Here is a 26,866-nt window from a genome sequence, read left to right as displayed (position 1 = left end):
GACACCCCCTTGTTTGAGTGAGTATGTTGTTTGTTGGTACTTCAATTATACATCCTTCTACAGAGGGTGTCTTTCTTTTGTGCAATATTTTGGATTTGCTCATTTATAGATTGTATATTATATTTTAGAAAATGGGCGTATAACCGCCCCAGAATTGGCAGAAAAATTTGAAGTATCAGTGCGGACAATCTATCGTGATATAGATGTAATAAGTAGTGCAGGTATTCCTATTTATGTAACAACGGGGAGAAATGGCGGCATACAAATACTTGAAAACTATGTTTTAGATAAGGCTCTTTTTTCTGAAAAAGAGAAGCAAGACATATTAGCAGCTTTGCAAAGTGTATCAGTTGTGAGTAACACTTATGAAAAGGATATGCTGACAAAATTATCTGCTCTCTTTAATATCAACTCTGATAATTGGTTTGAAGTAGACTTTTCACGTTGGGGAAGTAAAACACAAGATAACACTACCTTTGAATTATTGAAAAATGCTGTTATTTCTCATAAGGCGCTATGTATCATGTATGTAAACTCTTATGGTAAAAAGAGCCAAAGAAAAATATATCCGCTTAAAATGATGTATAGAGCAAAGGAATGGTACGTTAAATCTTACTGCGTTGATAAAGATGATTTTCGGATTTTCAAATTTAATCGTATTCTTGAAATACAAATGTTATCAGAGGAATTTGTACCAATGGAATATCCCAAATCGACAGATAAGCCAAAAAGAAGCTACAATAAAATATCCCTTTGTTTTCCAAAAGAAATGGCATATCGTGTGTATGATGAATTTGAGGGAAACGAAATAGAAGAAATGAAAAACGGAGACCTCATGGTTTCATCTGAAATGCCAGAGGATAACTGGTTGATAGACTATCTACTTTCTTTTGGAACACAGGTTACAGTAATTGAGCCTACCTATTTGAAAAAAATTTTATCTGATGAAGCAAAAAAAATATATGAAAAAAATAAAGCATGACATTAGATGTCAAGGTTTAGTTGTTACAATATAGGTGTAACGCATTTATGGAGGAAAAAAATATGAGCGAACAATTTATAAATTTGACGATTGAAAATATAGACAAGGAACATTTATGTTGCGCGATTGCCGATAAAAAACATCAAGCGGGAGTAGCAGTAAAAAAAGAATTGGTTGAAAGAACGGATTGCTGAGGGACACGTTTTCCGAAAACTTGATGAAAAGGGAAAGGTTTTTATTGAATATGCTCCATTGGAAACTGCGTGGGTGCCTGTTCATGGAGATAATTATTTGTATATCTATTGTCTTTGGGTGGCGGGTTCTTTCAAAGGGAAAGGGTATGCAAAATCTTTGATTGAGTATTGTATCAATGACGCAAAAGAAAAAGGAAAATCAGGTGTCTGTATTCTTAGTTCCAAAAAGAAAAAACCATATTTGGCAGACAAAAAATTTTTACTCAAATATGGTTTTGAAGTTGTTGATACCGTAAAAAATGAATATGAATTATTGGCATTATCTTTCAATGGGGAAAAACCGTATTTTTCTGAAAGCGTAAAAGAAATGAGAATTAGTGGACAAGAACTGACAATCTATTATGGCTTACAATGTCCATACATTCCAAACTGCATTGAACAAGTGCAAGAATACTGCACTAAAAATAACATACCATTAAATTTGATTGCCGTAGACACTTTAGAGAAAGCTAAAAATCTTCCTTGTATTTTTAATAACTGGGCTGTTTTTTACCATAGAGAATATGAAACAAACCATCTTCTCAATGAAACCTTTTTAAAAAAGAAATTTCAGTTATAAGGGAAAAGACTATGCACTTTATAAAGGTAAAAGGAATTTTATCTGCTTCAAACGGAATGAATTTATATCGCGGTTGTTCGCATGGTTGTATATATTGCGACTCACGAAGCAAGTGTTATCACATGGAACATGATTTTGAGGACATTGAAATTAAAGGAAATGCTATCGAATTATTAGAAAATTCCCTCAAGCGAAAGCGTAAAAAATGTATGTTGAGTACAGGCTCTATGACAGACCCGTATATCCCACTTGAAAGTAAAATTGGGAATGTTCGTAAAGCATTGGCTTTAGCAAATAAATATGGTTTTGGCTTTACTTTGATAACTAAATCCGACCGAGTATTACGGGATTTAGACTTATTAAAATCTATCAACGACAAAACAAAGTGCGTTGTGCAAATGACGCTAACCACCTATGACGAAGATTTATGCAAAAAAATCGAGCCAAATGTTAGTACGACAAAAGAACGGTTTGAAGCTCTGAAAAAGCTGAATGAAGCAGGTATTCCAACGATTGTTTGGCTTTGTCCTATTCTTCCTTTCATCAATGATACAGAAGAAAACATCAGAGGAATTTTAGAATATTGCATTGAAGCAAAGGTTTACGGCGTTATTTGTTTTGGAATGGGCTTAACGCTTCGTGAGGGAAACAGAGAGTATTTTTATAGCCAGTTAGACCGATTGTTCCCGCACATGAAAGAAAAGTATATTCGTACTTATGGTATGCAATATCAACTAAGCAGTCCAAAACACAATGAACTGATGAAATTATTTCATCAAATATGTGAGGGTAGCGGTATTATGCACAATAACTCAAAAATATTTGAGTATCTATACAGCTTTGAAGAAAAGAATAGTCCTATCCAATTAAATCTGTTTGATTAACTTTCAAACAATGACCGCCCAACGGAAAATAAAAAAAACCGTTGTTTGGCGGCAAAGTTTTCATGCGCCTAACAGAATATAAGGGACTTAACAGCGGTTTTGAAATAGCAATCAAAGCCGCTGTTTTCTTTTTTCAAAAGTAAGAATACAGAGGGTGTGTTAAAGTTACCCTTTTTCAAGGATATAGCGGTATTGAGGAGGTATCGCCATGTCCTTTTTTCTATGCCCTAATGGGTTACTATCAAAAAAAGCCATTACCCGCCAACGGGCTATTCCGGCTACATAGATGAACTCACAAATCACACATATACTTTTGATAATTCCTTTGCGCCTGTCTGCGTTTTGCAGACGGGCGCATTTTGCGTTTTCTCCAAAAATTTTTTCAAGAAATTTCTAAAAACCAACGTCCATTTTGAAATGCTTCGGTTTGAGGGTTTACGAAAGGGGACATTTCAAACTTCACCGCTTTCGCGGCAGCGAAAGGAGGTGAGAACATGAACGAGCCTATTCGTACCCAATGGCAAATCCGTTGTGCTTTTAACGGCTTTTGCAAACTGGCGTTGAAGCGAGAAGCTATGAACGCTCACAGGGACACAAAGCAGCGACAATTACGCGAGGTTACTTTTTCCGACCTGTCGCCACTGGAAGAAAATCAGCTTTACGTCTGCGACAAATATTTTGCAGATGATGAAGCGGAACAGTCTTTCGTTGTCGGCGGCAAAGAAATTACTGCGAAGCTGCTTGCCGAAGCCCTGCACAGTTTGCCGGAAGAAAAGCGGGAAACCGTACTGCTGTATTATTTCTTTGATATGAGCGAACGCGAGATTGCAAAGTTTTGTAATCTGTCAAGGACAACGGTACAGTCCCGCCGGACAAGCTCAATGAAGCTGTTAAAACGCTATTTGGAGGAAAGAGCCTATGACTGCACAGATTAGTAAATCAGAACAGGACGAACGCGGCTTGTTGCCTTACCCGGTAATCATAGCCGCTACTAAGGGCGACCCGGAAGCTATGAACATTGTCGTACAGCATTACGAAAGTTACATAGCGTCCCTGTCTATGCGAAAGCTGCGTGATGAGCGCGGAAATATCTATTGGGGCATAGATGAGGATATACGCGACCGCTTGCGTTCGCGTCTTATGCGGGCTGTCCTTTCATTCAAGGTTTGAGATAACCACAAGCAGCGTCCCCCTTTCCGCTGCCTGTTGACTTGACCTTTGCTTGCTCTTTGACAAAGAAAGTGTCGCAAGATAACGGCGACGCAGTATAGGGCAAATCGGATACGTCCTTTTTGCGTTGAGCCATACGGCGGGTGCGCCATGACGCTTTTCCTCTATTGGAGAAAGTCGAGCGACCACCACCACGCCGGGGAACAAGTGTAGCGGCTTGTGGGCGACGACACGCACTAAGGGTAGACAAGCCTTTACAGCCATAGTCCGAGCGTTAAAAGCGTCGCAGGCATTGGGTAAAGCTGCCTTAACGGGCAGGGGTGGAACTCCCGCGAGGTTGTGCTAACAGCCGTCCGATTAAAGCCCCTTTTACTATTCACTTTTCCTAATATTGAAAGGGGGACGATACTATGAGTAACGCTGACGTGCCTATTTGGGAAAAATACACGCTTACGATAGATGAAGCAGCTAAATACTTCCGTATCGGAGAAAACAAGCTGCGTAAATTAGCCGAGGAAAATCCTGCCGCCGGGTGGGTTATTATGAACGGCAACCGTATTCAAATCAAGCGCAAACAGTTTGAAAAAATGATTGATACCATAGACACAATCTGATAGTGAAATTGAGCCTTGAATGTGCTATAATGAGATAAGCATATCAAGGCTCTTTCCGTCTTGGAAAGGAGCATTGAAAAATGTCAAAGAAAAGACGTGACAGCAAAAATCGAGTTTTGCGGTCGGGAGAGAGCCAGAGAAAAGACGGAAGATATGCTTACAAATATATAGATACCTTTGGTAATCCGCAGTTTGTGTATGCGTGGAAGTTAGTACCTACGGACAAGACCCCTGCCGGAAAGCGTGAGGATATATCCTACGAGAAAAGGTAAAAGAGATACAGAAAGACCTTGACGACGGGATAGACACCATAGGCAAGAAAATGACGGTCTGCCAACTTTATGCAAAGCAGATGCGCCACCGGGGAAATGTAAGGTACAATACGAAAAACGGACGCAAGCGGCTGATGAAGCTACTGGAAGAAGATAAACTTGGGGGCTGCCCGATTGACAGCGTGAAGCTGTCCGACGCGAAAGAATGGGCAATCCGCATGAAAGAAAAAGGAATTTCCTATAAGACTATCAGTAATGACAAGCGTTCCTTGAAAGCTGCCTTTTACACAGCGATACAGGACGATTGCATAAGGAAAAATCCTTTTGACTTCCAGTTAAACACTGTCATTGAAGATGATACAGAACCAAAGGTTCCGCTAACACCAGCGCAGGAAGAAAGTTTTTTGTCCTTTGCTCAAAATGACAAAGTTTATCAGAAGTATTATGACGAGCTTATTATTTTGCTTGGGACAGGGCTTCGTATCTCTGAACTTTGCGGGCTGACCGATACTGACATTGACTTTGAGAATAGGATAATCAATGTAGACCACCAACTTTTAAGAAGTGCGGAAACAGGATATTACATTGAAACACCAAAAACGAAAAGCGGTATTCGTCAAATTCCAATGAGCGAAAAAGTATATGAAGCATTTAACCGAGTGCTGAAACGGCGCAGGGGTGCAAAAGCTGTTACTATTGACGGTTACAGCAACTTCCTTTTCCTCAACCGGGACGGCTACCCGAAAACAGCTACCAATTATGACGGTATGTTTAGGGGGCTTGCAAAGAAGTACAACAAGTACCATGAGGAAGCTCTACCGAAAGTAATGACACCGCACACCTTACGTCATACGTTCTGTACCAACATGGCAAATGCCGGAATGAACCCAAAAGCATTACAGTACATTATGGGACATTCCAACATTACTATGACGCTGAACTATTACGCACACGCTACTTTCGACAGCGCAAAAGCTGAAATGCTGCGGATAGCAGCTTAGTAGTAAATCAAGGTTTTACTACTTCTTTACTACTTTTGAAAGCAAAAACCTGAGCGGATATAAAAATATATGTGAGTTTCTTCCGATACGAAAAATGCCGGAAAAGCCTGTAAATACGGGCTATACCGGCATATAAGAACTTCTAAAAAGATAATCAAAATTCATATCTAATTTTAAGGTTAAAACTTCCGCAACACTGCAAACGCCGTATTCCAGTCCATCGTTTCCTCTTTCTGCGTATCCAAAGCTGTCCTATTTTTACTGTTTCTCTGCTTTCCTTCCAGATTTTCTTTCTTCTCTTCCTTTTCTTCCCTCTCCCACTGTCTTCTCACAGCGTTTTCTCTTCCATAAAACCCAAAAACTCCGACAACTTTCGCCAGTACTTCGTTTTCCCAAAACAACAAAAAACTGCCCAGATAAACCAGCACTTCCGGAAGGAACAAAAGAACATGTCTCACAGCTTCCTCCCAGCGTGCTGTTTGATACTTTTGCACCAGCTGTCCTTCCATTTCTGTTTCTTCTATCGCTTCTGCTTCTTCCGTCAGTTCTGTTTTATCGCGCAGTCTTTCCCCATATCCGTTTCTTTTACTGTCCAGTTCTTCCTGTCCGAACCAGCTGTTCCGCGTCCCCCTGAACCGATTTTTCATGGTTCGACTTTCCATAATTCGACTCTCTATAAATCGCTTTTCCAATTCCGGTTTTCTCTTTACCGGCTGAAATGTTAATGGCTGTCTTCCCATAAAACTGCACACACCATGCCGGCAGAACCGCCCTTCTCCTTTATCCTGGCCTTTCAGTACAATTTCCAGCCATTCCTCTGCCAGAAATTCTTTTGATCTTTCCGTCTTTTTTACATCTGTCTTTTTCATCGTCACCTTTCCATCCTTTCCTCAAACATCCATTTCCAGAATCACCCGAATAGCCTCACATACCTTTGGTTCCATGTCTTCTTCCAGCAGCCACTGCAGAATCATTTTCTCCTGGTGATCCAGCTTATATCTTTTTTGAATGATTTTTTCCAGCTGCAATTTTGTAAATGCTACATCTAAATCGTAATCAATCCAGTTATCATCGTACATACCGTAAATATTCTGATAATAGTTATTATAAATTTCATATGATTCTTCTAATGTCATGTTTGTCCTCTTCTCTCTTCCATTTCATTTTGCTTTTCTTTAAAACGCATTTACCCCGAAGAGAAATTTCTTTTCTTCCGGGGTAAATGCGTTCTTCCTATACCTCAAGCGGGGCATGCAGACTGCGGAAATGATTTTTCAAACACGCTCCAGCGTCCACTACAGAATTCTTTTTCTCTGTCCCTGTTGTTTTTTCAAAAATTCTCAAACAGCCCATCAATTAATCTGCTGTTCTCTACGCGATTGGCTAATTTTTCAAGTTCTTCTGTTACTTCTCCGCCCAGTTCCTGGTAGAATTCAAGCAATCTTTCCTGGCGTTCCTCGCATCCTGGCACTTTTTCCCATTCACGCGCCATTTTTTTGGAAAACAGACCGTTTACGTTATAAGTTTTCTGTATCTCCTGTTCTCCGTAATACTTCAGATCAATTTCTCTTTCTGCCGGCTTTGCCAGTTCCGCGCGCATCTGGCCGATAATAAAGTCCATGGAAAATGCAGGACTCTCCCATTCCAAAAAAGCACGGTACATTTCCACATCGGTATCGACGTCTCTTGGAAATCCCGGTGCTGACATGTATGGTGTCCGTATGTCTCTCAGATTGAAAAACAGAGTTGCATACCAGTTCAGATGCTCGAAATGTGTCTCTAACAGATAACGCAGCAGCGGCACATTTCCGGCTTTCATCACCTGATCCGGCTCTGCAAATTCGATTAATCCTGTGTAGTGTTCCAGCATGTATTCTGTCAGCTCTTTCCCCGCACCGGCAACTGCCTGACCCAGTGCCTCTTTTTCTCCGTACGCCAGGCTTGCGCCATCGATATCATAATGGTCGATGCAGTAATCCAGCATCTCCGGACTGCCGGACAGAATCGCCGCTGTGAGAATACCCGGGATATAAAAATCTCCGACAATCGTTTCCCGGCGAATGCTGTAATAGGTTTTTCTGGCTCCCGGAATACGATCCCATTCACAGGTGTATTCCCAGTACTCCATATTTTCTTCCGTCATTTCCTCGTCTTTTGCTTCAAACATCTGCAGCAGGGAAACGTTTCCGCTCATCACAGCCGCCAGATAATTGGGCGCATCGGTCCAGCACAGTTCTTCATGAAGATACATCTTTCGGAACGCAACGACACCGTATTTATCCATGCTGATAAATTTCTTTGCAATTTTCTCCAGATGGGACGACTCCTGTACCTGAAGAAGTCCGTCAATCGTTGTGGCAGATTCGAGTGCCCACAGGCAGACATCTTCCCTGCCGCAGCCTCTTCCATACCAGTAAGTATAGGCGGCCAGCGGAATGGCATTTCGGTTATACTGGTCTGGTTTCAGTTGATTTTCATCAAAGAATCTCTTGATTTCTTCCAGTTCTGCGTCCTGATCCAGGAGTTCCCGGATCTTTTTCGTATCCCAGACTGTTTTTCCGATATCATTTAAGGCTGTGGATTTTTTCAGGTGTACTTTCTGCAGTTCTTTCTCAAAAATCTCTCTTTCTACTGGGTTCATTGCATTTAAGACTGTCTCTTTCATTCGTTTTTCCTTCCATAATAATCTCTTTTTTCTCTTGTTAATTTCCTGTTCTTTTTGTTTCATCTCCATAAAGAAGCGCCTCTCCCAATGCTTCGATTTTGCCCCTGCAGACTACCGGGTTTTCCAGTTTGTAATGGTCGAAACCATATTCCAGCATTCCCATATCCCCTGAGAGAATGAGTGCGGTGAGTACATTTGGAATACAGAATTTTTTCGAAACGTTTTCCCGGCCTATCGTATAGCAAGGCAGCTTTCTGCTCCTACAAGGGGCAAATTCTTCCTTCCAGCCAAGGTCTTCTTCTTCATCCTCTTCTTCCATTTGTCTTTCCTTTTCAAATGCCTGCAATAGTGCAATATTGCCACTTAAAATAGCAACCAGCGTATTCGGTGCATCCGTCCAGAAGTTCGCGGATTCCTTTTGTATTCCAGACCGCTTTTCCTGCATCCCGGAAAGAGTGCGTCTGTTTTGTGTACACTTTCTGCAATTCTGCTTCCAGGATTTTTCTTTCCTTCGGATTCATTTTGTTTAAAACAGCTTCCTTCATCTTATATCTCCCCTTCCAATCTTCAGCGCAAGGCTGCTTTCCTTCGCTGTTTGCTGTTTTTTTCGTCAGGTATCCTTAAAACAAGGGTACCACACTCCTTACCTTTTCGCATTCATCCGTCAGATGAAAACGGATATTTTTCATTCATCTGTCAGATGAATTTTCTCGTTAATGTTCACTCAGTACCTGAACACTTGCTGTTCAGGTACGTAAGAATGTGATTCAGGTGTGAACAGCCCTCCTTTTGCGAAGCAAAACTCTAAATGAGGGCTGCTTACGTTACTGTTCGCAGGACACCTGTGAACAGTAACATTTTCTCCCTTGTAATCAAATGCCCTTTATGATAAGGTTAAGATATCTTTAGATTTGACTTTTTATTCGTAGCTATGTCTGTAAATCATGCAGACACTTCCATTTAGAAAGGAGCAAATACCCCCGATGGGAATCTATCTAAACAGCAGCAGTGCTTTTGGATTATTTCGCAGAGATTGTCTATCAACCTATTTCATAGATAAATCTTCTATCTTAAAAGAACTTGTTCCACTCGTTGAATCAGATGATTATGATCCGGAAAAAACCGTTTTGAATTCTCAAAACAGTCAAAAATATGTGGCGATTACCAGACCGCGCAGGTTTGGAAAAACCGTCATGGCCAATATGATTGCTTCCTACTTTGGCAGAGGAATTGACAGCAGTAAAATTTTTGATCGATTAGCTGTCTCTCAGTATCCCTGGTATCAAAAGCACTTAAACCAGCATAATGTGATTCATATCATGTTCAATGAGATTCCTGCTGAAATCACCGATTATAACCATTATATAAACCGCATAAAAAAAAACGCTGCTTCTGGATCTGCAAAAAGCTTACCCAGATGCTGCGATTGAAAAAGAGGACTCGGTATGGGATGCGTTGACCAGAATTTACGAATATTGTAACCAGGAACAATTTATTTTTATATTAGATGAGTGGGATTACATTTATCATCAGCCTTATATGACCGATGCAGATAAGACTGCCTATACCAAATTTCTGAGCAATCTTCTGAAAGATAAAGCTTATGTAGAAATGGCCTATATGACCGGTATTTTGCCAATTGCAAAATATTCCAGCGGTTCTGAACTGAACATGTTTTTTGAATATTCTATGGCAACCCGCGCAAAATTCAGCGAATATTTTGGGTTCACGGACGATGAAGTCAATCTGTTATATCAAAGATATTTGCAAATAGAAAAAAATCCTTCCGTTACGCGGGAAGGATTGGAATTATGGTACGATGGCTATCAGACCGCAGGCGGAAAAAAACTCTATAACCCACGCTCTGTCGTAGGGGCTTTAAGTGACAATCAATTGGGAAATTACTGGACAAGTTCTGGTCCGTACGATGAAATTTTCTATTATATCGGCGCAAATGTAGATGCTGTAAAAGATGATATTGCTCTTATGGTCGCCGACATTCCCGTTCCTGCCAAAATTCAGGAATATGCGGCAACGTCTATGGAACTGAAAACAAAAGATGAAATTTTTTCTGCCATGGTAGTCTATGGATTTTTAAATTATTCCAAGGGTTATATATCCATACCAAACAAAGAGTTGATGGACAAATTTGCCGAAGTAATTCAAAGAGAACCATCCCTTGGAAATGTTTACAAGCTTGCGAAAGAATCCGGCCGAATGCTTGCAGCTACAAAAGCCGGCGATACGAAAACAATGGCCGAACTGCTGGAATACGCACACAACACCCACAGCCCGCTGACACTGTATAACAATGAAGCGGAACTGGCTTCTATCATTCGCTGGGTATATTTGAAGGCTTTAGATTTTTATCGTATTGAACGGGAAGATAAAGCCGGTATCGGTTATGTTGATTTTATTTTCTATCCATTTCAAAAAAATGATGATGCCATTATCATAGAATTAAAAGTTAACCACTCTGCTGATGAAGCCATCCAGCAAATCAAAGACCGGCAGTATGCATTACGTTTTGAAGGAAAATTTGGCGAAAAAGCGGAATATACCGGTCGTATTCTCGCGGTGGGTATTGCTTACCATAAAGACGATATCAAAAAACTTCATGAATGTAAGGTGGAGGTTCTTCGTGAGAAAATTGTCTGATGCAGTTTTTCTGTCTATGATATTTATAAATTTTTTTCTCATCCTTGATTTTTAAGAGCAGGCGGAAATTCGCCTGCTCTTTTACACGCAATTTTATTCTTACCGTCATAGAAATTCTTACTTGCAAGTTTTCTCAGAGCTTGTTGGGGTACGCTCTAAGTTCTTTTCAAATTTCATGCAACTCTATCGTAGTTTACAATTTTTCTTTCCGCTTTCTCATCTCTTTTAGTTTCTGGTTCATGCTTTCCGCCACCATATGGTCATTTACATATACGATCAGATTCACCGTAACATAAACTCCAATAATCAAAACCTCCATCAGCACGACCATTTTAGCTTTGCTGAAGTAAAACCATCCGAATGCTCTGCCAAGTCCCAGGACAGCACAATTAGCATAGATAAAATAGATGATCTGCCGTGCAATCATGCCCTGTTTGGATACTTCTTTTCCTTCCTCATCCGGGTACATCAGAATCGGGATGGAGCATACAGCGGAAACCAGAAGAATCTGCCAGAGAATCATGACACTGATCTGGGCATCCAGACCGCACATCACAGTAATATAGATCGCGGATGCAAGCAGAACGCACACGGTAATTTTCGAAAAAATATTTGCAAGAATTTTTATTTTATTCATCATTGTTTTCGCCTCCCTACAATCCCAGTCGTTCTTTCAGAACCGGCACATACTGCCGGGAAATAATCACTTTTTCCTCATTTTCGAGTAACGCTTCAAATCTGCCGCCAAAAGCAGGCGACAAATGCCGGATTTTGTCCAGATTTAGAATCATGGATTTGGAGGCCCGCATAAATGGAAAAGACACCAGCTGTTCTTCTAACTGATACAGTTTTTCTTTAACTTCATAAACATTCTTTTGTCCATAGGCAAAGACCTTATTGTCCGTTGCCTCAAAATAGAAAATATCCGGAAGTGCCAGAAGAGTAATTCCTTTTGCATCGTATCCCGTAATTTTTCGATCCCCGTTTTTCAGTTTGCAGATCAGATGGTTGATGTCCTCCGTCAGCACACGGCATTTGATGATGATTTCTTCCTCTTCGTCCGGAGATGGATTGATGATCGTTATCTTCACATTGGTTCCCTCTTTTCTTTTCCCTATCCTCTTTTATATCGGATTTTCTTGGAGATGTCTATCCCTTGTATGGTATGCTGTATAAAAATTTTCGAATCAGTTTCAACTTTTTTGCTGTATACGGCTGATAGCGGATCGGAAAATCCATCCATGTCTTTTTATCCACGATGCTGCGCTTATGTGTGAATTCCGCAAATCCGGCCTCACCGTGATAGCCGCCCATACCGCTTTCTCCTACACCGCCAAACGGCATCTCACTGGTAGCAAGATGAATCAGTGTGTCGTTGATGCAGCCACCGCCAAACCGGCACCTCTCCAGAACCGTTTTCTTCACCTTTTTGTTTTCCGTAAAGCAGTACAGGGCAAGCGGTTTGGGGCGTTGATTGATCCAGGAGAGTGCATCCTCAAGTTTTTCATACGTCAATACTGGCAGGATGGGACCAAAAATCTCCTCCTGCATGACCGCATCTTCCCATTCTACGTGATCCAACACAATAGGTTCGATCCGCAGTTGATAAACTTTCCAAAGACAATGCGTCTTGCCGCAAGCCGGATCTTACTGCTTTTTTCTACAATGCATGGGCTTTTTCCGCCAAGTTCCAGTGTCACGGGCGTCAGATGTCTTGCAGCACTTTCCATGACCTGCTTTCCGACCGCTACACTTCCTGTGAAAAAAATCTTATCAAATTTTTCCTGTAAAAGTGCCTGATTTTCCTCCCGTCCGCCTAAAACAACGGCAACATATTCTGGTGGAAAACATTCTTCTAACAGATCTTTCAGGACATTTGCACTGGCCGGTGCATAAGCACTTGGCTTTACCACCGCAGTATTTCCTGCCGCAATGGCATCTACCAGCGGTTCTAACGTCAGCAGAACAGGGTAATTCCACGGGCTCATAATCAGCACATTGCCATAAGGAGAAGGGCTTTGATAACTTTTCGCAGCGAACTGCGCCAGCGGTGTTCTGACATGTTTTTGTCTGCAAAGCGCCCTAAGTGCTGCTTCATCCAGCGGATTTCCCCCTGCACCAGTCCAATCTCACACATCATCTCCGTCTTGCTCTTTCCAAGATCCGTATGCAGCGCTTTGCAGAGGATCTGCTCCTGTTTTTGCAAGGCCATTTCCAATCTGCTCAAAGCCTCCATCCGCACATACAAACGCCCATTTAATGCGGTACGAACCGAAACAATACGATCCGCATTTACAATCGTTGTCTTTGATGCACGCTACATACATTTTCTTGTTATTTTCTCTTCCAGCTGATACAGTCTGCTTTTAATTTCATAAAACTTATTTGACGTATAAGCAAACACCTTGTTTTGCACTGCCTCGAAATATAAAATATCTTCTGTTCTTATGGAAACACATTATTTCTTTTCTGTGTATCCCCGGATAGATTCCCCTTTGCTTCTTACATACTCTTTTATTTCTGCAAATTCTTTCGTAAAATTTACATATTCGAGTATAACGCCCCTTTTTCCGGGTCATCGATCTCTCTTTCTGTAATATTCATAACTGTCTCTTTTCTCATTTTTTATTCATTCTATAGTCGAAGGATATATTTACTTCCCATCTTTCTCCGGAAGAGCTGTCATGCACAAAAAAATAATTCCAAATACCACAACACATCCAACCATAAGCATCACCATCTGATTTACACTTACTACAGACCCCTGGAACTTCGGGTTACAATCCAGTGTATCACGAATCGCAGTAATCATTTCTTCTGGCAGCTGATTGTTCTCCATCTCTTCGAAGATTCCACGGAGCATATGATTTTTCAACAGAGAAGTTCCGTAGGTACTTGGCAGATACGACAGTACTTTCTGCAGGCCGCTGCCGAAATTTGAAATCGGCATGTAAGCTCCGCATAAAAATCCATACCCGGCACTTACGATCGTTCCCACTGCGGATAACTGACCCTGGGTTGTCAGTGGAAAACTGACGATGCTTGACAACGTGCTTCCAAAGAGTACCAGTAAAATTTCATCGAGAAGAACCCAGAATACATCTACAGCGCTCATATACCAGCCCATTTTGTACATATAGCCAAGCATAATACAAGCGCAAGCCCATTCACCAGCAGGGAATTGACTACAGTAGATAAAAAATACCCAAGATAAAGCTGTGCTTTGCTGATTGGCGATACATTAAAATCTTTCCTTGTTCCGTTTGCCCGGTCCTGTACCATCGTAAGATTCACGCAGAATGTCACAGTCACACAGCTGACTGCCAGAAGAGCCGCGGCAAGCTGTGCGGCCACCGTTCCATCGATCAGTTTGTCTGAGATTGTAATCATGTCCGGGATCGCGGACACAAAGGAATCTCTGTATACGTTTGCCAGAAATGTAGCATACAGCAAAATCAGAATTCCCGGAGTAATTAAAGCCGAAAAAAACATTCCTCTGTCTTTAAAAAACAATTTTCTGTTTCGACTTATAAGTGCAAATACTGCCTTCATCTGTGCTCACCTCCCAATGTTTTTCCGGTTACAGCAAGAAATACATCATCCATTCTGCCCTTTACCACTTCATAATCACGGAATATTTCCTGATGTTCCACGATCAGCCGGGTAGCCTCTGCGGTATTTTTTACTTTTAACTGATAGCCATCCCGGATCTTTTTATACTCTCTGCCCAGTGTTTTGATTTCTTCTTCTGTCACACCATAAACAGACATAGTGTCCTGCACATACTCATTTTTCAGCTCAAAAGGAGTTCCTTCTGCCACGATGCTTCCTTTATCCAGAATCACCACATAACCGGCATTTGCAGCTTCTTCCATGTAGTGCGTAGTCAGAAAAACTGTCAGCTTTTCTTCCACTCGAAGTTTTTCAATGATATCCCAGATCAAAAGCCGCGTCTGTGGGTCAAGTCCTGTCGTTGGTTCATCTAAAATCAGAAGTTCGGGCCGATGCAGCAAGGCTCTTGCAATATCAATTCTTCTTCTCTGTCCGCCGGACAGTTTTCCGACCGGCCGGTTCAGATAATCTCCGAAATCAAAAATCTCCACCAGTTCCCGCAATCTTTTTTCAAACGCTTTTCCTGTTATTCCATAAAGCGCTGCTCTGTTTTTCAGATTTTCCCTGACGGTAAGTGGCTTGTCCAGCACACTGTCCTGAAATACCACGCCAAGCATTGTTCCAACTTTCCTTCCGATCTTATCCAGATCTGTGCCCTGGATCTGAACCGTTCCGCTGTCTTTGTGAAGCTGCCCGCAGATGATCGAAATCGTTGTGCTCTTCCCTGCCCCGTTTACACCAAGGAATGCAAAGAGCTCTCCTTTTTTCACCTGAAAACTCAGATCATTGACTGCTTTTACATCACCAAAGCTTTTCTTTAAATGAGTGATTTTAATCATATCTGTTTCCATTACGCCTGCCCTCTCCTTTGATTTCTTTGCTGTTCCACATAAAAAATATCAGACAATTTCAATTGATACAAAACGTGATTTTTATATCCACATACCGATGTTTGTCCAAATACAGCTTCCCGAACATTCTGCACCCAGGATGCTTCCCTGTTGTGGCAATATACCATAACATGTTCTTCCTGCTTTGGATCAATCTGTTCCACCTCACATTTCATCCATCTCACCCCCAGTTATTCCTATTTCTTTTATATATGATTTTACAGCATTCGTCCAGTCTGCATGATGTGAAATGCAGAAATTCGCGGGTAAGATGCCAATTTCTGTTGTCTGCTCGTCTGGCGCATAGGAATTCATAAAAATAAGTGGAAAGCCATGTCAATGGACATGCAACTTTCCACTTATTCATTTTCATAAATTTTTTAATCACTTGAAACTCCACGTCATGAATTCCCGCTTATCTTAATACTTCATCTTTGATCTGTTGTCCTTCCATCTTTTCAACATTCCTCTTCTCAAAATGAGTTATGAATACGAAATCCTAAAATAGTCTAAATATTCCTTATACCGATCCTGCGCTGTCAGACAGGTATCCATCAGATAACCTTTTTCATTGTTCCATTCTTTCAGACCACGATAATAAAACATCTTCAGATCCTCTTCGATCATGAACGGAACGATATTGTACTTCAGGCATTCCTTGAACATAAGCAATCGGCCTACACATAATTTCTTCTCATCTTCAACAACTAATACTCTCAATTTATTTTTCTCCATTTTCTTAACAGGAATTTTACACCCTCTATTGTACAATGCAAACATCGAAAGGTCAATAAACGGACTTTGAACATTGAAAGGAGTATTTTAATGAAATCTGAAAAAGCAACACAGATTCTTTTACTTGCAGCCGGTCTGGTGTTTTTCCTTGTCGGGATCTTCCGCGGAGAAGCAGCGGTTGTTCTTAGCAAGGCAATAAAATTATGTATGGAGTGTGTAGGAATTGGATAAGAAAATGAAATCAAACAAAAACTTTCTGGCCCGCTTCCGCGGATGGATTCAGGCAGCTGCTACACTGCTGACCAACATTCACATCCCGAATCTGTTTAAAGGGAAAATTTATCAGGGAAATGTAAAAACGATGTGCGTCCCGGGACTAAACTGTTACTCTTGTCCTGCCGCCACAGGTGCCTGTCCGATTGGAGCTTTTCAAGCCGTGGTCGGTTCTTCAAAATTCAAATTTACCTACTACATCACCGGATTTTTCATCCTGTTAGGTGTTCTGTTAGGGCGGTTTATCTGTGGATTTCTCTGTCCGTTTGGATGGTTCCAGGATCTGCTGCATAAGATTCCGGGCAAGAAACTTTCCACCGCAAAACTGAAGCCTCTGCGGTATCTGAAATATGTGATTCTGGTCGTCTTTGTTATACTACTTCCGGCATTTGTAACCAATTCACTTGGTATGGGAGATCCTTTCTTCTGCAAATACATTTGCCCACAGGGCGTACTTGAAGGCGCAATTCCACTGTCACTTGCCAACTCAGGAATCCGTGCCGCACTCGGACATTTATTTACATTTAAGTTCACAGTCCTTGCGCTTTTCATCATCCTGAGCATCTTGTTTTACCGTCCATTTTGTAAATGGATCTGCCCGCTGGGTGCTGTTTACTCACTGTTTAACAAGGTATCTTTTCTTAAGATTCAGGTTGATCATGAGAAATGTGTTGGCTGCCAGAAATGTAGTCGTGTCTGTAAGATGGATGTCAATGTAGTAGACACACCAAACCATCCGGAGTGTATCCGATGCGGAGAATGTATGAAAGCCTGCCCGACTGATGCAATCTGCTATCATTACGGATTTTCAACTAAGAAACAGGCTGAAAATAAAAACTAATAAAACGTAATTTAAAGGAGATTTAAAATCATGAAAAACAAAACACTTAGAACAAACTCAATGAAATTAAAAAAGGTAATTGCTGCATCCCTTGCCATTTCTGTACTTTTTGCGTTTACAGGCTGCGGAAATTCCTCCTCAACAGACAATACAAACACAAAACAGGAATCTTCTTCCACAACAGAAACGGGCAGCGCAGACGAGCTGAACAAAAAACGGGATGACCTTTACCAGCAGGAAAACCAGCTTTTTGCTGATCACAAAGATGCATGGGACAAAGCCTTTGGTCTTATGAACAAGAACGCTGCCGGTGATGCCATGAGCGAAAACTATGCTGATACCCTCGCAAGCACAGTGGAATCTAACAAAGACTCTTTCTCTAAAGAAGAATATGAAACTCTGTGCAAAGACATCGAGACAATCCGCGGAATTGAAGAAGAAATTGCCAAGCTTGAGAAAGAGATTGCTGCATCCGATTCCTCTGACAGCTCTTCCTCTAAATCAGACGAATCCACAGCTGTATTCAAAGGTTTCAAAGGAAAAGATCTGGATGGAAACGATGTAGATGACAGTCTTTTCGCTAAAAATAAAGTTACAGTTGTAAATTTCTGGTTCAGTGGATGCAAGCCATGTGTCGGAGAGCTCTCTAAGCTGAATGAATTAAATGAGAAACTCAAAGAAATGGGTGGCGAAGTTGTTGGTATCAACATGGATACTTTAGACAACAATGAAGCCGGAATCAAAGAGGCAAAAGAAATCCTGAAAGCTCAGGGCGCTTCCTACAAGAACCTGACTTTCGATTCTAATTCAACAGTTGGAAACTATGCTGGAAAAGGAAACATCATGGCATTTCCTACAACCGTTCTTGTAGATAAAGACGGAAATATCGTTGGGGAACCTTTCATGGGTGGCATTGACGATCAGTCAAACTACGATCAGCTGATGAAGCAGATTCAGTCCGTACTGGACCAGAAATAATTTACATAAATATCCTAGTTAGGGGGCAGTTACTGTTTGCAGTAACTGCCCCCTAACATCATTAATAATGAAGGCATCCCAGGACAGCTTCATAGTTTCCTCCAATAGCTTCATAGCACTCTCGCATTGTCATATTTTGGTCCTCCTGTCAATTGTATTCCACTAATTCATGAACCTCTGCTAATCAATGATATACATACCTTATAATCGTTTTTATAACTTCATCAATCACAATCGGCTTTGACAAATGTGCGTTCATTCCTGCATCCAGTGATGCCTGAACATCTTCTGCAAATGAATTAGCTGTCATTGCTATAATAGGAATGTTTTTTCCATCCGGTCTGTCATTCATTGCCCTGATTGCTTTTACCGCTTCATAACCATTCATTTCAGGCATCATGATATCCATCAGGATTACATCAAATGCGCCTTCCGGATGATTTCTGAAAATCTCAACAGCATTCTTTCCATCCACAGCTCTTTCTACATTCATCCCGAACTCTTCCAACTGCACGGCAGCAATCTCTGCATTCAGTTCATTATCCTCTGCAAGAAGGACATTCACACCTGTAAGATTCACCTTTTCAGAAATACCTGTGTCTGACTTATTACATTCCTTATCTGTAATTTCCAAAGGAATATCCACGGCAAATGTGGTTCCCTCATGCTTTTTACTCTGCACGGAAATGGTTCCCCCCATCATATCTACATACTTCTTTACGATAGCCATCCCCAGTCCAACTCCATGGTACTGCGTTCTCACACCGGAATCTTCCTGTGCAAATTCCTCAAAAACTTCTTTTGTAAATTCCTCACTCATGCCAATACCAGTATCCGAAATGCGGTAACGCATATTTATATATCCATCCCCGCCCTTTTCCTGACACCGGGCTTCAAATGTAATCGTCCCTCCATCCGGAGTGAATTTCACGGCATTGCTCAGAATATTGACCAGCACATCACGCAGGCGTGCAGGATCCGCAAGTACATTTGGAATCTTTGCATCTTCACGCTGAATCTTAAAGTTGATATCCCTGTTCGTAAGAAAGCCTTTTATAATATCCAATGCAGAATCTGTAATGTTTTTCACATCCGCCGGTACCGGATTGTATTTCACTTTTCCACTTTCGATGCGGGTCAGATCTAATACATCATTGATCAGCGACAGTAAATGCTCTGAGCTTTCGTCAATCTTTTCCAGACAATTTTTCACTTCGTCTGACGGATTGTTTTTCATTGCAATACCGGTAAATCCTATGATTGCATTCATCGGTGTCCTCATATCATGGGACATATGTGACAGAAATGCTGTTTTTGCCTTGTTTGCAGCCTGTGCATGCTCTGCCAGTTCCGCCATTTCCTCAGCTTTCTCCTGGGCCGCCTTCTGAGCTTTTTTTCTTGCACTGAGACGCACCATTGTCCCAGCCATAGCAGTCAGCAGCCATCCAAAAATAAGAAGAACCCAAACAGTAACAACAGGATGCAGACGTATCCAGTCAACAAGTGTAAGCTCTGTTGCTTTGTATGTGGTATACTGTGCTGCAAGATCTTCAACAAGATTTTGGGGCATGGCATACATTGCTTTCGTCAGAATACCAGCCAGCGCATGGTTCTCAGTTGATGAAATTACCATGCGGTAGGTGAATGTAGGCTGTTCCAGCAGAGTATATGTCATGGTGCCCGTAGTGTCACTGTTCACAAACGCCTGTGCCATGTAATAGTAGACGAAGGCAGCATCTGCTTTACCCTCACGGACAGCTTCCATCATTTCCTGTCGGGTACTGCACATCAGTTTTTCTGCACCGGGTGCCATTGCATCTTCAATTGACTTTGATGCTGTCTGGTCAACAGTAGTAACAACATTAATTTTTCCATCAAAGTCACGCCGTGTCACCCTTGCCAGCTGCATCGTAATGAAAGGTGCAGTAATCCCCCATTTTTTCGTCTCAGCATAGTTATCTGTTTCCAGGCGCGCATCGATGCTCATATCTGTGGTTTCCTTATTTTTCTGATAAGCAATATACTCATCTCTGGTGGCAGGTGTAAGAAACTCATAGGAAATCCCGGCATAGTCTGCAATTTTCCGGAAGTAATCCGGGATAATACCCTTCATCTCACCATTTTCATTATAAGAATATGGATAACGGGTCGGATCACACAGAACATGAAGCGGGTTGTCCTTGGAATACTGTGAAATAATACTTTTTTCTTTCTCCGTATATTCCAGATTCTTAGTTTCGATGCTTTCATAATTTTTATTATAAAGTGTCGTTTTCCAGTCACCCTCAACTGCATTCATCTGGCCGATTGCATAATTGATCTCATTCAGCAATTCTGTATTACCTTTTTTAACCATGACATAGAAATCGCTGCTGTCAAATTTATCCACGATACGCTCATTGTTTGTTTTTCTCATAGAAGTGGCAGCAATAGCATCAACATTTCCGCTCTGAAGAGCTTCCTCCATCTCTTCTGTCGTATCAAAATAAAATGGATCATATGTAAATCCTTTATTGCCTGCAAAATCCGCAAACTCTTTATCTCGTGAGCTTCCGTTCAAAAGTGCCACACGCATACCGTTGTAAGTACTGTAATTGCCATCCACAATCGTGCTGTTGTCACTGCGGACGGTCAGAATCCCATTATTGGTTCCGATCGGACGTGAAAAATCAAACTTTTCTTCTCTTTCCGGTGTTTTGCGGGGAGATGTTACCATATCAATCTCGCCATCTTCAAGCATCTGCTGCATATCATCCCAGCTCTTATCATATCCGACATATTCGTAATCTACATCCCAATAACGGGCCATCAGCCGAAGAAAATCATAGCCATACCCGCTGCGGTTGCCTTCTTCATCCATCACATGATAACCATCCATGGCAAAGAAACCGACTTTGACAGTTTCATGCTGCGAACTGTCCTCGGCTGCATATGCAGTCTGGGGAGAAAATATCATACACACGCATACAAAAGCCAGTAATACTGCCACATATTTCTTTGCTCTCGAAATCATATTAAATCTCCTGTCTGTCTGTCTGTCTGTCTGTCAAATATATTTCTCTATACATCTCCTTGTCAACCTCCTGGTTTAATAAAATTGCACTACCGCATCAAATCCATTTGTCACTGTTCAGTGACCTGCGGTTCGGTCCCCCCCACCGGTCTTTATGCTTCTGAACTTGAAGACAGTTTTTCCTGCCTCAATCTTGCTCATATCCAGAACGTCATTGATAATTCCCAACAGATGCTGTGATGAAATATCTATTTTATCTGCATACTCTATAACTTTTGCTTTATTTCCTGCATCATGTCTGATCAAAGATGTGATACCAATGATTGCATTCATAGGTGTACGAGTATCATGCGACATTATTGTTACGTCTATGAAATAATACCGTAAAAAAGCACTGCCAGACAGACAGTGCACGTCATTTCATGCAACTGGCTGCCATTTTACAGGCCCTGTAGCTTTGCGTCCCAGACTTTCATCTGGTTTGCCGATTTCCTTATTATAGCTTTTAGACTTACGCAAAAAACTGATTTTATTATACTATAGTACTCTACTGTACACAAGAAAAACATTACCGTTTTAACGCCCAAAAACATATTGTCATTATACTGTCATTTTTTTAAAAACTTATTCCGTTTTTCAACTTCTATGATATAATGCTTTATTATAAAAACTCCAATGAATAAACTGAGGTGAACCAAGTGAAGAAAAAAACACTTGTGCCTCTTATTATTTTTTTACTGGGCATATGCCTTGTTGGTTTAATTGTATACAAAACAGACACCCATGAAAAAAATCAGAGACACATATTGGCACAATTAAACGCAACCACCTATGGTGAACGCATAAAGAATGAAATTGCAGATGGAATTGGAATTACAGATACTTTGGAACAGATCTTAATCAGTGAAAATGGCGAAATCCATCAGTTTGAGACGATTGCCGGGAATCTTATGTCTGATTCTATTGAAAGCGTGCAGCTCGCTCCTAATGGTGTTGTAACAGATATTTATCCGGCTGAAGGAAATGAGGCAGGTAAGATCGATCTGCTCCATGATAAAGACCGTAAAGAGATTTCCTGTTATGCAAGAGATAACCATGCAACCATTACGCAGGGGCCCTTCGAATTAAAACAGGGCGGTTATGGAATTGCAGTCCGCAATCCAGTCTACCTGAAAGATAAAAGCGGACAAGAGTATTTCTGGGGATTTACCATTGTTATCCTGCGTGTTCCGGATATTTTTTCAGATACAGTCAGTGCACTTTCAAATTTTGGATATGAATACAAAATTTTAAAAACAGACACTCCCTGGAGCGATACTTATAAAGTGGTTTATCAGTCAGATGGTCAAATAGATCATCCGATTTCTTACGCTTTTACAGTAGGGGATGGAACCTGGAAGCTTGAGGTAACTCCTAAAACCGGATGGAGAAATAACACACTACTGATAATTATCAGTGGTATGTTTCTTACTATAAGCCTTCTTCTGTCAGTACTTACCAGGGTATGGCTGGTAGCAAAAGAACACAAGAACAAATATAAAATACTGGCGCGCACAGATTCTCTTACAAATATTTATAATCGCTATGGATTTGATGAATTAGCAGAAAAAATAATTTCTAAAAATCCACAAACACATTTTGTGGCTGCGCTCCTTGATATTGATGACTTTAAGTTTATCAATGATATCTATGGCCATAGTTATGGAGACAAAGCATTAAAGAGTCTGGCAGACAGTATGAAAGCTTTTTTCCCATCCGATGCATTGCTTGGAAGAAATGGTGGTGACGAATTCTGCATTCTTTTACCAAATTGTACCTTTAAGGAAGCAGATAAACAGCTGCAGCAATTCACTAAGCTTCCAAAAACGTTTTCATATCACGGTAAAGAACTCGCATTTTATATATCTCTCGGATATGCAGAATATCCAACATTTGCAGCCAGCCCTTCACAGCTTATGCGCTGTGCAGATGCAGCTCTTTATGAAATAAAACTGCATGGAAAAAACGGATGTATGGCTTACAGAAAAGGTCTCCAGTCAGGAGTCCGCAAACAGCTTGGATTTGCACTGAAGGATATCTCTGAACACCTTCCAGGTGCATTTATCATATATAGAGCAGACAAAGAAGATGATGAGCTCTTTTATGCAAACCACGAATTTCTTCATATGACTGGTTATAAGAGCATGGATGAACTATTCAGGCTTACTCAAAAAAGGTTCCGCAATCTGATCCGACAAGATGAACAACAACAGATTGAAACAAGCATCTGGGAACAGATTGGCACAGGCAATGAAAATGACTATATTCACTTTCATCTTCGAAAAGCTGACGGAACTTATCTTTCCGTGCTTGATCATGGAAGAATCGTAGAAAGCCAACAATACGGAAAAGTATTTTATGTATTGTTCATGGATTGGGAAGATATGCATCTTCGTTACAGTGATAAATTTTCCGAATAAATAAAAAAAAACTGCTAAAAAGTTGTGAACCGAACTTCTTAGCAGTTTTTTTACTAATCTACCAGATTGTTTTGTAACGTACTGATCAATTCCTCTATAACAATTGGCTTGGATAAGAAGCCATTCATACCACATTCCAGTGCTTTCTTTTTGTCTTCGTCAAAAGCATTGGCAGTCATGGCAAGGATGGTAATTCCCGCCAGCGCCGGATCCCTAAGGGCACGGATCTGCTTCGTGGCCTCATATCCGTTCATTACCGGCATCTGCACATCCATCAGCACCAGATCATAATTACATGGCTTCGAATTCTTAACTTTCTCCACTGCCTCTGCCCCATTTTCTGCAGTATCAACCATGAAGCCATATTCGTTAAGGATCTCCACCGCAATTTCACGGTTCAGTTCATTGTCTTCCACAAGCAGTATGCACCTGCCTCTGAAATCTGAGCTTGTCTCAGGAAGAACGGGATTCTCCTGCTCAGCCTGATTCTGGCCGATAGCAGCCATCAGGGTATCTCTGATATCTGACATAAAAAGAGGCTTCGCACAGAATGCAGTCACCCCTGCAGCCCTGGCTTCCACTTCGATGTCTGACCAGTCATAAGCAGTCAGGATAATGATCGCGTATCATCACCAAGACTGCGGATCTGTCTGGTGACCTCAATGCCATTCATATCCGGCAGACGCCAGTCAATAATATAAGCATGGAATGCATCCCCAAGCTCCATAGACTGCCTTGCACGCAGAACAGCCTCCTTACCGGAAAGTGTCCATTCCGAACGCATTCCAACCTTCACAAGCATCTTTGTCACACTGTCACAGGTATTAAAATCGTCATCTACAACCAGAGCCTTAAGGCCCTCCAGCTCTGCAATCTTCTCTATACGGTGATTCTCAGGCTGAGTCCGAAATGGCAGACGGACAATAAATTCTGTGCCTTTCCCCTGCTCTGTCCGGACCTCAATGGTACCACCCATCATATCCACAATATTCTTGGTGATGGCCATGCCAAGTCCTGTGCCCTGGGTTCTGCTCACAGTGGAAGTCCGCTCCCGCTCAAAAGGAGAAAAGATCTTCTGTACAAATTCCTGACTCATGCCGATTCCATTATCCTTTACCCGGATCTCGTATAGTTCACTGCCTTTTACTGTCCCTGGATACTGTTTCAGCCGGACAGATACAGTTCCGCCTGCAGGAGTAAACTTGATTGCATTGGACAGCAGATTCAGCAGCACCTGATTCAAACGTGTCTTGTCGCAATAGACATCCTCATTGGTAACATCCATTGCATCCATATAAAGCTCCAGCTGTTTCGCATGGATCTGCCCGCTAATGATGGTCTTCAGATCATGAAGCACATCCGACAGACTGACCTCCGTTTCTTCCAGATGGATCTTTCCACTCTCAATCCGGCTCATATCCAGGATATCATTGATCAGTGAAAGCAGATGTTTACTGGAGGAAAGGATTTTGCTCAGATAATCTCTGACTTTTTTCTGATTATCAATATTACTTACAGCCAGTGTGGTAAAGCCGATGATCGCATTCATTGGTGTCCGGATATCGTGAGACATATTGGAAAGGAAAGTACTCTTAGCCCTGTTTGCTGTCTCCGCCGCACGGACTGCCTCAGAAAGTGCCTGATTCATTTTCCAGTCAGCAGTACGGTCTGACATAACCAGGATGTATTTCTTTTTCCCATTTACCTCACTGCCCATTGCAATATTATGGAACCCGCGTTTTTCCCCTGTTTTCTGATGAACATATTCAAAATCCCATTCTCTTTGTTCATTCACCTGGATTTCCTCAAAATAATTTTCCTCCGGATTTTCATGTTCCTCTGGATGCAGTTTTCCCAGAACACGAATATCTTTGCGAATCTGTTCTACCGTAATACCAAGCAGTTTTTCCGCATTTGGGCTTATATAGTCTGCCTGATATGTTTTTGCATCCAGCATCAGAAAAACGTCATCCACATTCATTGACAGCTTTTGAAAAAGCTCGTCTCTGTACCGGATCTGTGTGTCCTTTCTTCTAAGGCTTATCCTGTTTTTTTGAATAATAAGGCCGATAAAAAAGGCGGCAATACAGAACAAAACCGCAGCCACAAGAAGCATTGTACTACGCTGCAGACTGTTCATACTGGCATTGACAATATCCGCCTGTACAAGTCCCAGAAATACCCAGTCCTGAATATCTGATTTTTCATAGACCAGATAATAGTTTCTTTCATCCAGATTTACCAGCATCGCATCGGTGCGTCCCGCTTTAAACTTCTCCGAAAGCTCATTGATCTCTTTTTCAGACATATTGGAATGCTCTCTCAGAACACCAAAGAAATTGTACACATTCCCCCATGACTCAGAAGAATGATCGACCACAACACGGCCATCCGGATGAACAACAAAGCTCTGGGCATTTCCATTGAAAGCAGAAATGTCCAGCACATCTACGATATCAGAGTTTTCATAGGCAATGGCAATTGCATCATATTCAAATCCCTGATAAATTCCATGGGCCCTGGGAGTAGCAAAAACAAGCAGCTGAGACTTTCCGGGAACTGCTGCATTCGCTATCACATCATTTCCCTGCCGGATCTCCTCTTCAATGTTTTCCTGTAATCCAAGGTACCCGGTTTCCCCTGTCGCCATCTTGTAATCCCCGTCAGCTGACAGAAAAAAGAAATCTAAGAATCCGGCATCTTCCTGCGCTTTCTTTATATAATTACGAATTTCGTCTTCGCTGGAGGTATTCTGCAGATTCTCACCCCACATATGAAGATAGGTCAGATTCTTATCTGTCAGTTCTCTCAGCATGTTATCAGACTGATGAAAAACTTCCGTCAGATGAGAAACACTTTCCTCATAAACAGTTTTCGATACAAATCCAAAATATCGGAAAACCATCAGAACAATTCCCAGTAAAACAGCTGTAAAGACAGCTATCTGGAATGGTTTTCCCATGACAGGTTTCTTTCTGCCTTTATTATGATTCTTAATATCCATTC

The 26,866-nt window shown here is 41.4% G+C and carries 27 protein-coding genes, 5 pseudogenes and 1 riboswitch; of the genes and pseudogenes, 13 read left to right on the top strand and 19 right to left on the bottom strand.

Going from position 1 to position 26,866, the window contains the following annotated elements; all coding sequences use genetic code 11:
• Positions 1–109 precede the first annotated feature (109 nt).
• The 7 genes and pseudogenes from DXA93_RS14955 to DXA93_RS14920 all read left to right on the top strand — a co-directional run bounded on the left by DXA93_RS14955 (position 110) and on the right by DXA93_RS14920 (position 5,736).
• Positions 110–982: a helix-turn-helix transcriptional regulator gene (locus DXA93_RS14955; protein WP_119208632.1), complete on the top strand. Its 873-nt coding sequence runs from the start codon at positions 110–112 to the stop codon at positions 980–982.
• 62 nt (positions 983–1,044) lie between these two features.
• Positions 1,045–1,795, top strand: a pseudogene (locus tag DXA93_RS14950) (GNAT family N-acetyltransferase).
• An 11-nt stretch (positions 1,796–1,806) separates the two neighbouring features.
• On the top strand, positions 1,807–2,679 hold the full coding sequence (locus DXA93_RS14945) for an SPL family radical SAM protein (RefSeq protein ID WP_054337116.1): 873 nt from the start codon (positions 1,807–1,809) through the stop codon (positions 2,677–2,679).
• A 494-nt stretch (positions 2,680–3,173) separates the two neighbouring features.
• Complete coding sequence (locus tag DXA93_RS14940) at positions 3,174–3,614, top strand: RNA polymerase sigma factor (RefSeq protein ID WP_054337114.1); 441 nt, start codon at positions 3,174–3,176, stop codon at positions 3,612–3,614.
• A complete protein-coding gene (locus tag DXA93_RS14935; protein WP_002610366.1) occupies positions 3,598–3,849 on the top strand; it encodes a helix-turn-helix domain-containing protein in 252 nt (83 codons plus the stop codon). Before DXA93_RS14940 ends, DXA93_RS14935 begins: the two co-directional genes overlap by 17 nt.
• Before the next feature lie 410 nt (positions 3,850–4,259).
• On the top strand, positions 4,260–4,463 hold the full coding sequence (locus tag DXA93_RS14925; RefSeq protein ID WP_002610370.1) for an excisionase: 204 nt from the start codon (positions 4,260–4,262) through the stop codon (positions 4,461–4,463).
• An 80-nt stretch (positions 4,464–4,543) separates the two neighbouring features.
• Positions 4,544–5,736: pseudogene (locus DXA93_RS14920) on the top strand (tyrosine-type recombinase/integrase).
• Positions 5,737–5,915: 179 nt separating this feature from the next.
• Here the strand turns inward: DXA93_RS14920 and DXA93_RS14915 are convergent.
• From DXA93_RS14915 to DXA93_RS14895, 5 genes are all read right to left on the bottom strand, one after another.
• Positions 5,916–6,605 carry a hypothetical protein gene (locus tag DXA93_RS14915; protein WP_119208630.1) on the bottom strand — a complete coding sequence of 230 codons (690 nt, stop codon included), beginning with the start codon at positions 6,603–6,605 and terminating at the stop codon, positions 5,916–5,918.
• A gap of 21 nt (positions 6,606–6,626) precedes the next feature.
• On the bottom strand, positions 6,627–6,872 hold the full coding sequence (locus tag DXA93_RS14910) for a hypothetical protein (RefSeq protein ID WP_118594514.1): 246 nt from the start codon (positions 6,870–6,872) through the stop codon (positions 6,627–6,629).
• Between the two features lie 194 nt (positions 6,873–7,066).
• Positions 7,067–8,401 (bottom strand): hypothetical protein, encoded by a 1,335-nt coding sequence (locus DXA93_RS14905; RefSeq protein ID WP_147398225.1) that lies wholly within the window; start codon positions 8,399–8,401, stop codon positions 7,067–7,069.
• Positions 8,402–8,438: 37 nt separating this feature from the next.
• Positions 8,439–8,720 (bottom strand): hypothetical protein, encoded by a 282-nt coding sequence (locus DXA93_RS14900; RefSeq protein ID WP_118594516.1) that lies wholly within the window; start codon positions 8,718–8,720, stop codon positions 8,439–8,441.
• A gap of 13 nt (positions 8,721–8,733) precedes the next feature.
• The gene (locus tag DXA93_RS14895; protein WP_118594517.1) at positions 8,734–8,946 is read right to left on the bottom strand and encodes a hypothetical protein; all 213 of its coding nucleotides are present in this window, start codon (positions 8,944–8,946) and stop codon (positions 8,734–8,736) included.
• Positions 8,947–9,384: 438 nt separating this feature from the next.
• Between DXA93_RS14895 and DXA93_RS20205 the strand changes: the two genes are divergently transcribed.
• Together DXA93_RS20205 and DXA93_RS14890 are read left to right on the top strand one after the other, a co-directional pair.
• On the top strand, positions 9,385–9,831 hold the full coding sequence (locus DXA93_RS20205; protein ID WP_330427386.1) for an AAA family ATPase: 447 nt from the start codon (positions 9,385–9,387) through the stop codon (positions 9,829–9,831).
• Between the two features lie 25 nt (positions 9,832–9,856).
• The gene (locus DXA93_RS14890) at positions 9,857–11,059 is read left to right on the top strand and encodes a PD-(D/E)XK nuclease domain-containing protein (protein ID WP_334295366.1); all 1,203 of its coding nucleotides are present in this window, start codon (positions 9,857–9,859) and stop codon (positions 11,057–11,059) included.
• A 193-nt stretch (positions 11,060–11,252) separates the two neighbouring features.
• On the opposite strand, the gene DXA93_RS14885 is transcribed toward DXA93_RS14890, so the two are convergent.
• The 11 genes and pseudogenes from DXA93_RS14885 to DXA93_RS14850 all read right to left on the bottom strand — a co-directional run.
• Positions 11,253–11,699: a DUF3021 family protein gene (locus tag DXA93_RS14885; protein WP_118594519.1), complete on the bottom strand. Its 447-nt coding sequence runs from the start codon at positions 11,697–11,699 to the stop codon at positions 11,253–11,255.
• 13 nt (positions 11,700–11,712) lie between these two features.
• A complete protein-coding gene (locus DXA93_RS14880; RefSeq protein ID WP_118594520.1) occupies positions 11,713–12,150 on the bottom strand; it encodes a LytTR family DNA-binding domain-containing protein in 438 nt (145 codons plus the stop codon).
• A gap of 58 nt (positions 12,151–12,208) precedes the next feature.
• A complete protein-coding gene (locus DXA93_RS21035) occupies positions 12,209–12,610 on the bottom strand; it encodes an aldehyde dehydrogenase family protein (protein ID WP_330416856.1) in 402 nt (133 codons plus the stop codon).
• Positions 12,611–12,627: 17 nt separating this feature from the next.
• Positions 12,628–13,047 carry an aldehyde dehydrogenase family protein gene (locus DXA93_RS21030; RefSeq protein ID WP_330416858.1) on the bottom strand — a complete coding sequence of 140 codons (420 nt, stop codon included), beginning with the start codon at positions 13,045–13,047 and terminating at the stop codon, positions 12,628–12,630.
• 2 nt (positions 13,048–13,049) lie between these two features.
• On the bottom strand, positions 13,050–13,286 hold the full coding sequence (locus tag DXA93_RS21025; protein ID WP_330416859.1) for a hypothetical protein: 237 nt from the start codon (positions 13,284–13,286) through the stop codon (positions 13,050–13,052).
• 90 nt (positions 13,287–13,376) lie between these two features.
• Positions 13,377–13,508, bottom strand: a complete 132-nt coding sequence (locus DXA93_RS21020) for a LytTR family DNA-binding domain-containing protein (RefSeq protein WP_117802413.1) — start codon at positions 13,506–13,508, stop codon at positions 13,377–13,379.
• 204 nt (positions 13,509–13,712) lie between these two features.
• On the bottom strand, positions 13,713–14,174 hold the full coding sequence (locus DXA93_RS20185; protein WP_330420898.1) for an ABC transporter permease: 462 nt from the start codon (positions 14,172–14,174) through the stop codon (positions 13,713–13,715).
• Positions 14,171–14,611, bottom strand: coding sequence for an ABC transporter permease (locus tag DXA93_RS20180; RefSeq protein WP_330427385.1), 441 nt, complete (start codon positions 14,609–14,611; stop codon positions 14,171–14,173). Before DXA93_RS20180 ends, DXA93_RS20185 begins: the two co-directional genes overlap by 4 nt.
• Positions 14,608–15,522: an ABC transporter ATP-binding protein gene (locus DXA93_RS14860; RefSeq protein WP_117761571.1), complete on the bottom strand. Its 915-nt coding sequence runs from the start codon at positions 15,520–15,522 to the stop codon at positions 14,608–14,610. Before DXA93_RS14860 ends, DXA93_RS20180 begins: the two co-directional genes overlap by 4 nt.
• Positions 15,522–15,725, bottom strand: a complete 204-nt coding sequence (locus DXA93_RS14855; RefSeq protein WP_147326118.1) for a hypothetical protein — start codon at positions 15,723–15,725, stop codon at positions 15,522–15,524. Before DXA93_RS14855 ends, DXA93_RS14860 begins: the two co-directional genes overlap by 1 nt.
• Positions 15,726–16,044: 319 nt before the next feature.
• Positions 16,045–16,242: pseudogene (locus tag DXA93_RS14850) on the bottom strand (cell filamentation protein Fic); the annotation flags it as partial.
• A gap of 144 nt (positions 16,243–16,386) precedes the next feature.
• On the opposite strand from DXA93_RS14850, the gene DXA93_RS14845 reads away from it, so the two are divergent.
• Genes DXA93_RS14845 through DXA93_RS14835 form a run of 3 tightly spaced genes read left to right on the top strand, consistent with a single transcriptional unit; the run spans position 16,387 to position 18,388 of the window.
• A complete protein-coding gene (locus tag DXA93_RS14845; protein ID WP_020435933.1) occupies positions 16,387–16,527 on the top strand; it encodes a CD1871A family CXXC motif-containing protein in 141 nt (46 codons plus the stop codon).
• Positions 16,520–17,410: a 4Fe-4S binding protein gene (locus DXA93_RS14840; RefSeq protein WP_118594521.1), complete on the top strand. Its 891-nt coding sequence runs from the start codon at positions 16,520–16,522 to the stop codon at positions 17,408–17,410. Before DXA93_RS14845 ends, DXA93_RS14840 begins: the two co-directional genes overlap by 8 nt.
• Positions 17,411–17,440: 30 nt before the next feature.
• On the top strand, positions 17,441–18,388 hold the full coding sequence (locus DXA93_RS14835; protein WP_118594522.1) for a TlpA disulfide reductase family protein: 948 nt from the start codon (positions 17,441–17,443) through the stop codon (positions 18,386–18,388).
• 184 nt (positions 18,389–18,572) lie between these two features.
• On the opposite strand, the gene DXA93_RS14830 is transcribed toward DXA93_RS14835, so the two are convergent.
• Positions 18,573–21,401: a transporter substrate-binding domain-containing protein gene (locus DXA93_RS14830; RefSeq protein ID WP_118594523.1), complete on the bottom strand. Its 2,829-nt coding sequence runs from the start codon at positions 21,399–21,401 to the stop codon at positions 18,573–18,575.
• Positions 21,402–21,563: 162 nt separating this feature from the next.
• Positions 21,564–21,758 (bottom strand): annotated as a pseudogene (locus DXA93_RS14825) (sensor histidine kinase); the annotation flags it as partial.
• A gap of 63 nt (positions 21,759–21,821) precedes the next feature.
• A riboswitch (cyclic di-GMP riboswitch) is annotated at positions 21,822–21,897 on the bottom strand.
• 202 nt (positions 21,898–22,099) lie between these two features.
• On the opposite strand from DXA93_RS14825, the gene DXA93_RS14820 reads away from it, so the two are divergent.
• Positions 22,100–23,860 (top strand): diguanylate cyclase domain-containing protein, encoded by a 1,761-nt coding sequence (locus DXA93_RS14820; protein ID WP_118594524.1) that lies wholly within the window; start codon positions 22,100–22,102, stop codon positions 23,858–23,860.
• Positions 23,861–23,913: 53 nt separating this feature from the next.
• On the opposite strand, the pseudogene DXA93_RS14815 reads toward DXA93_RS14820, so the two are convergent.
• Positions 23,914–26,864: pseudogene (locus DXA93_RS14815) on the bottom strand (ATP-binding response regulator).
• Between the last annotated feature and the right edge of the window lie 2 nt (positions 26,865–26,866).

The organism is Blautia sp. OF09-25XD, assembly GCF_003482095.1.
Taxonomy (GTDB): Bacteria; Bacillota; Clostridia; order Lachnospirales; family Lachnospiraceae; genus Fusicatenibacter; species Fusicatenibacter saccharivorans.
The sequence above is the reverse complement of the archived record's forward strand: the minus strand, read 5'-3'. Positions and strand labels throughout refer to the sequence as shown.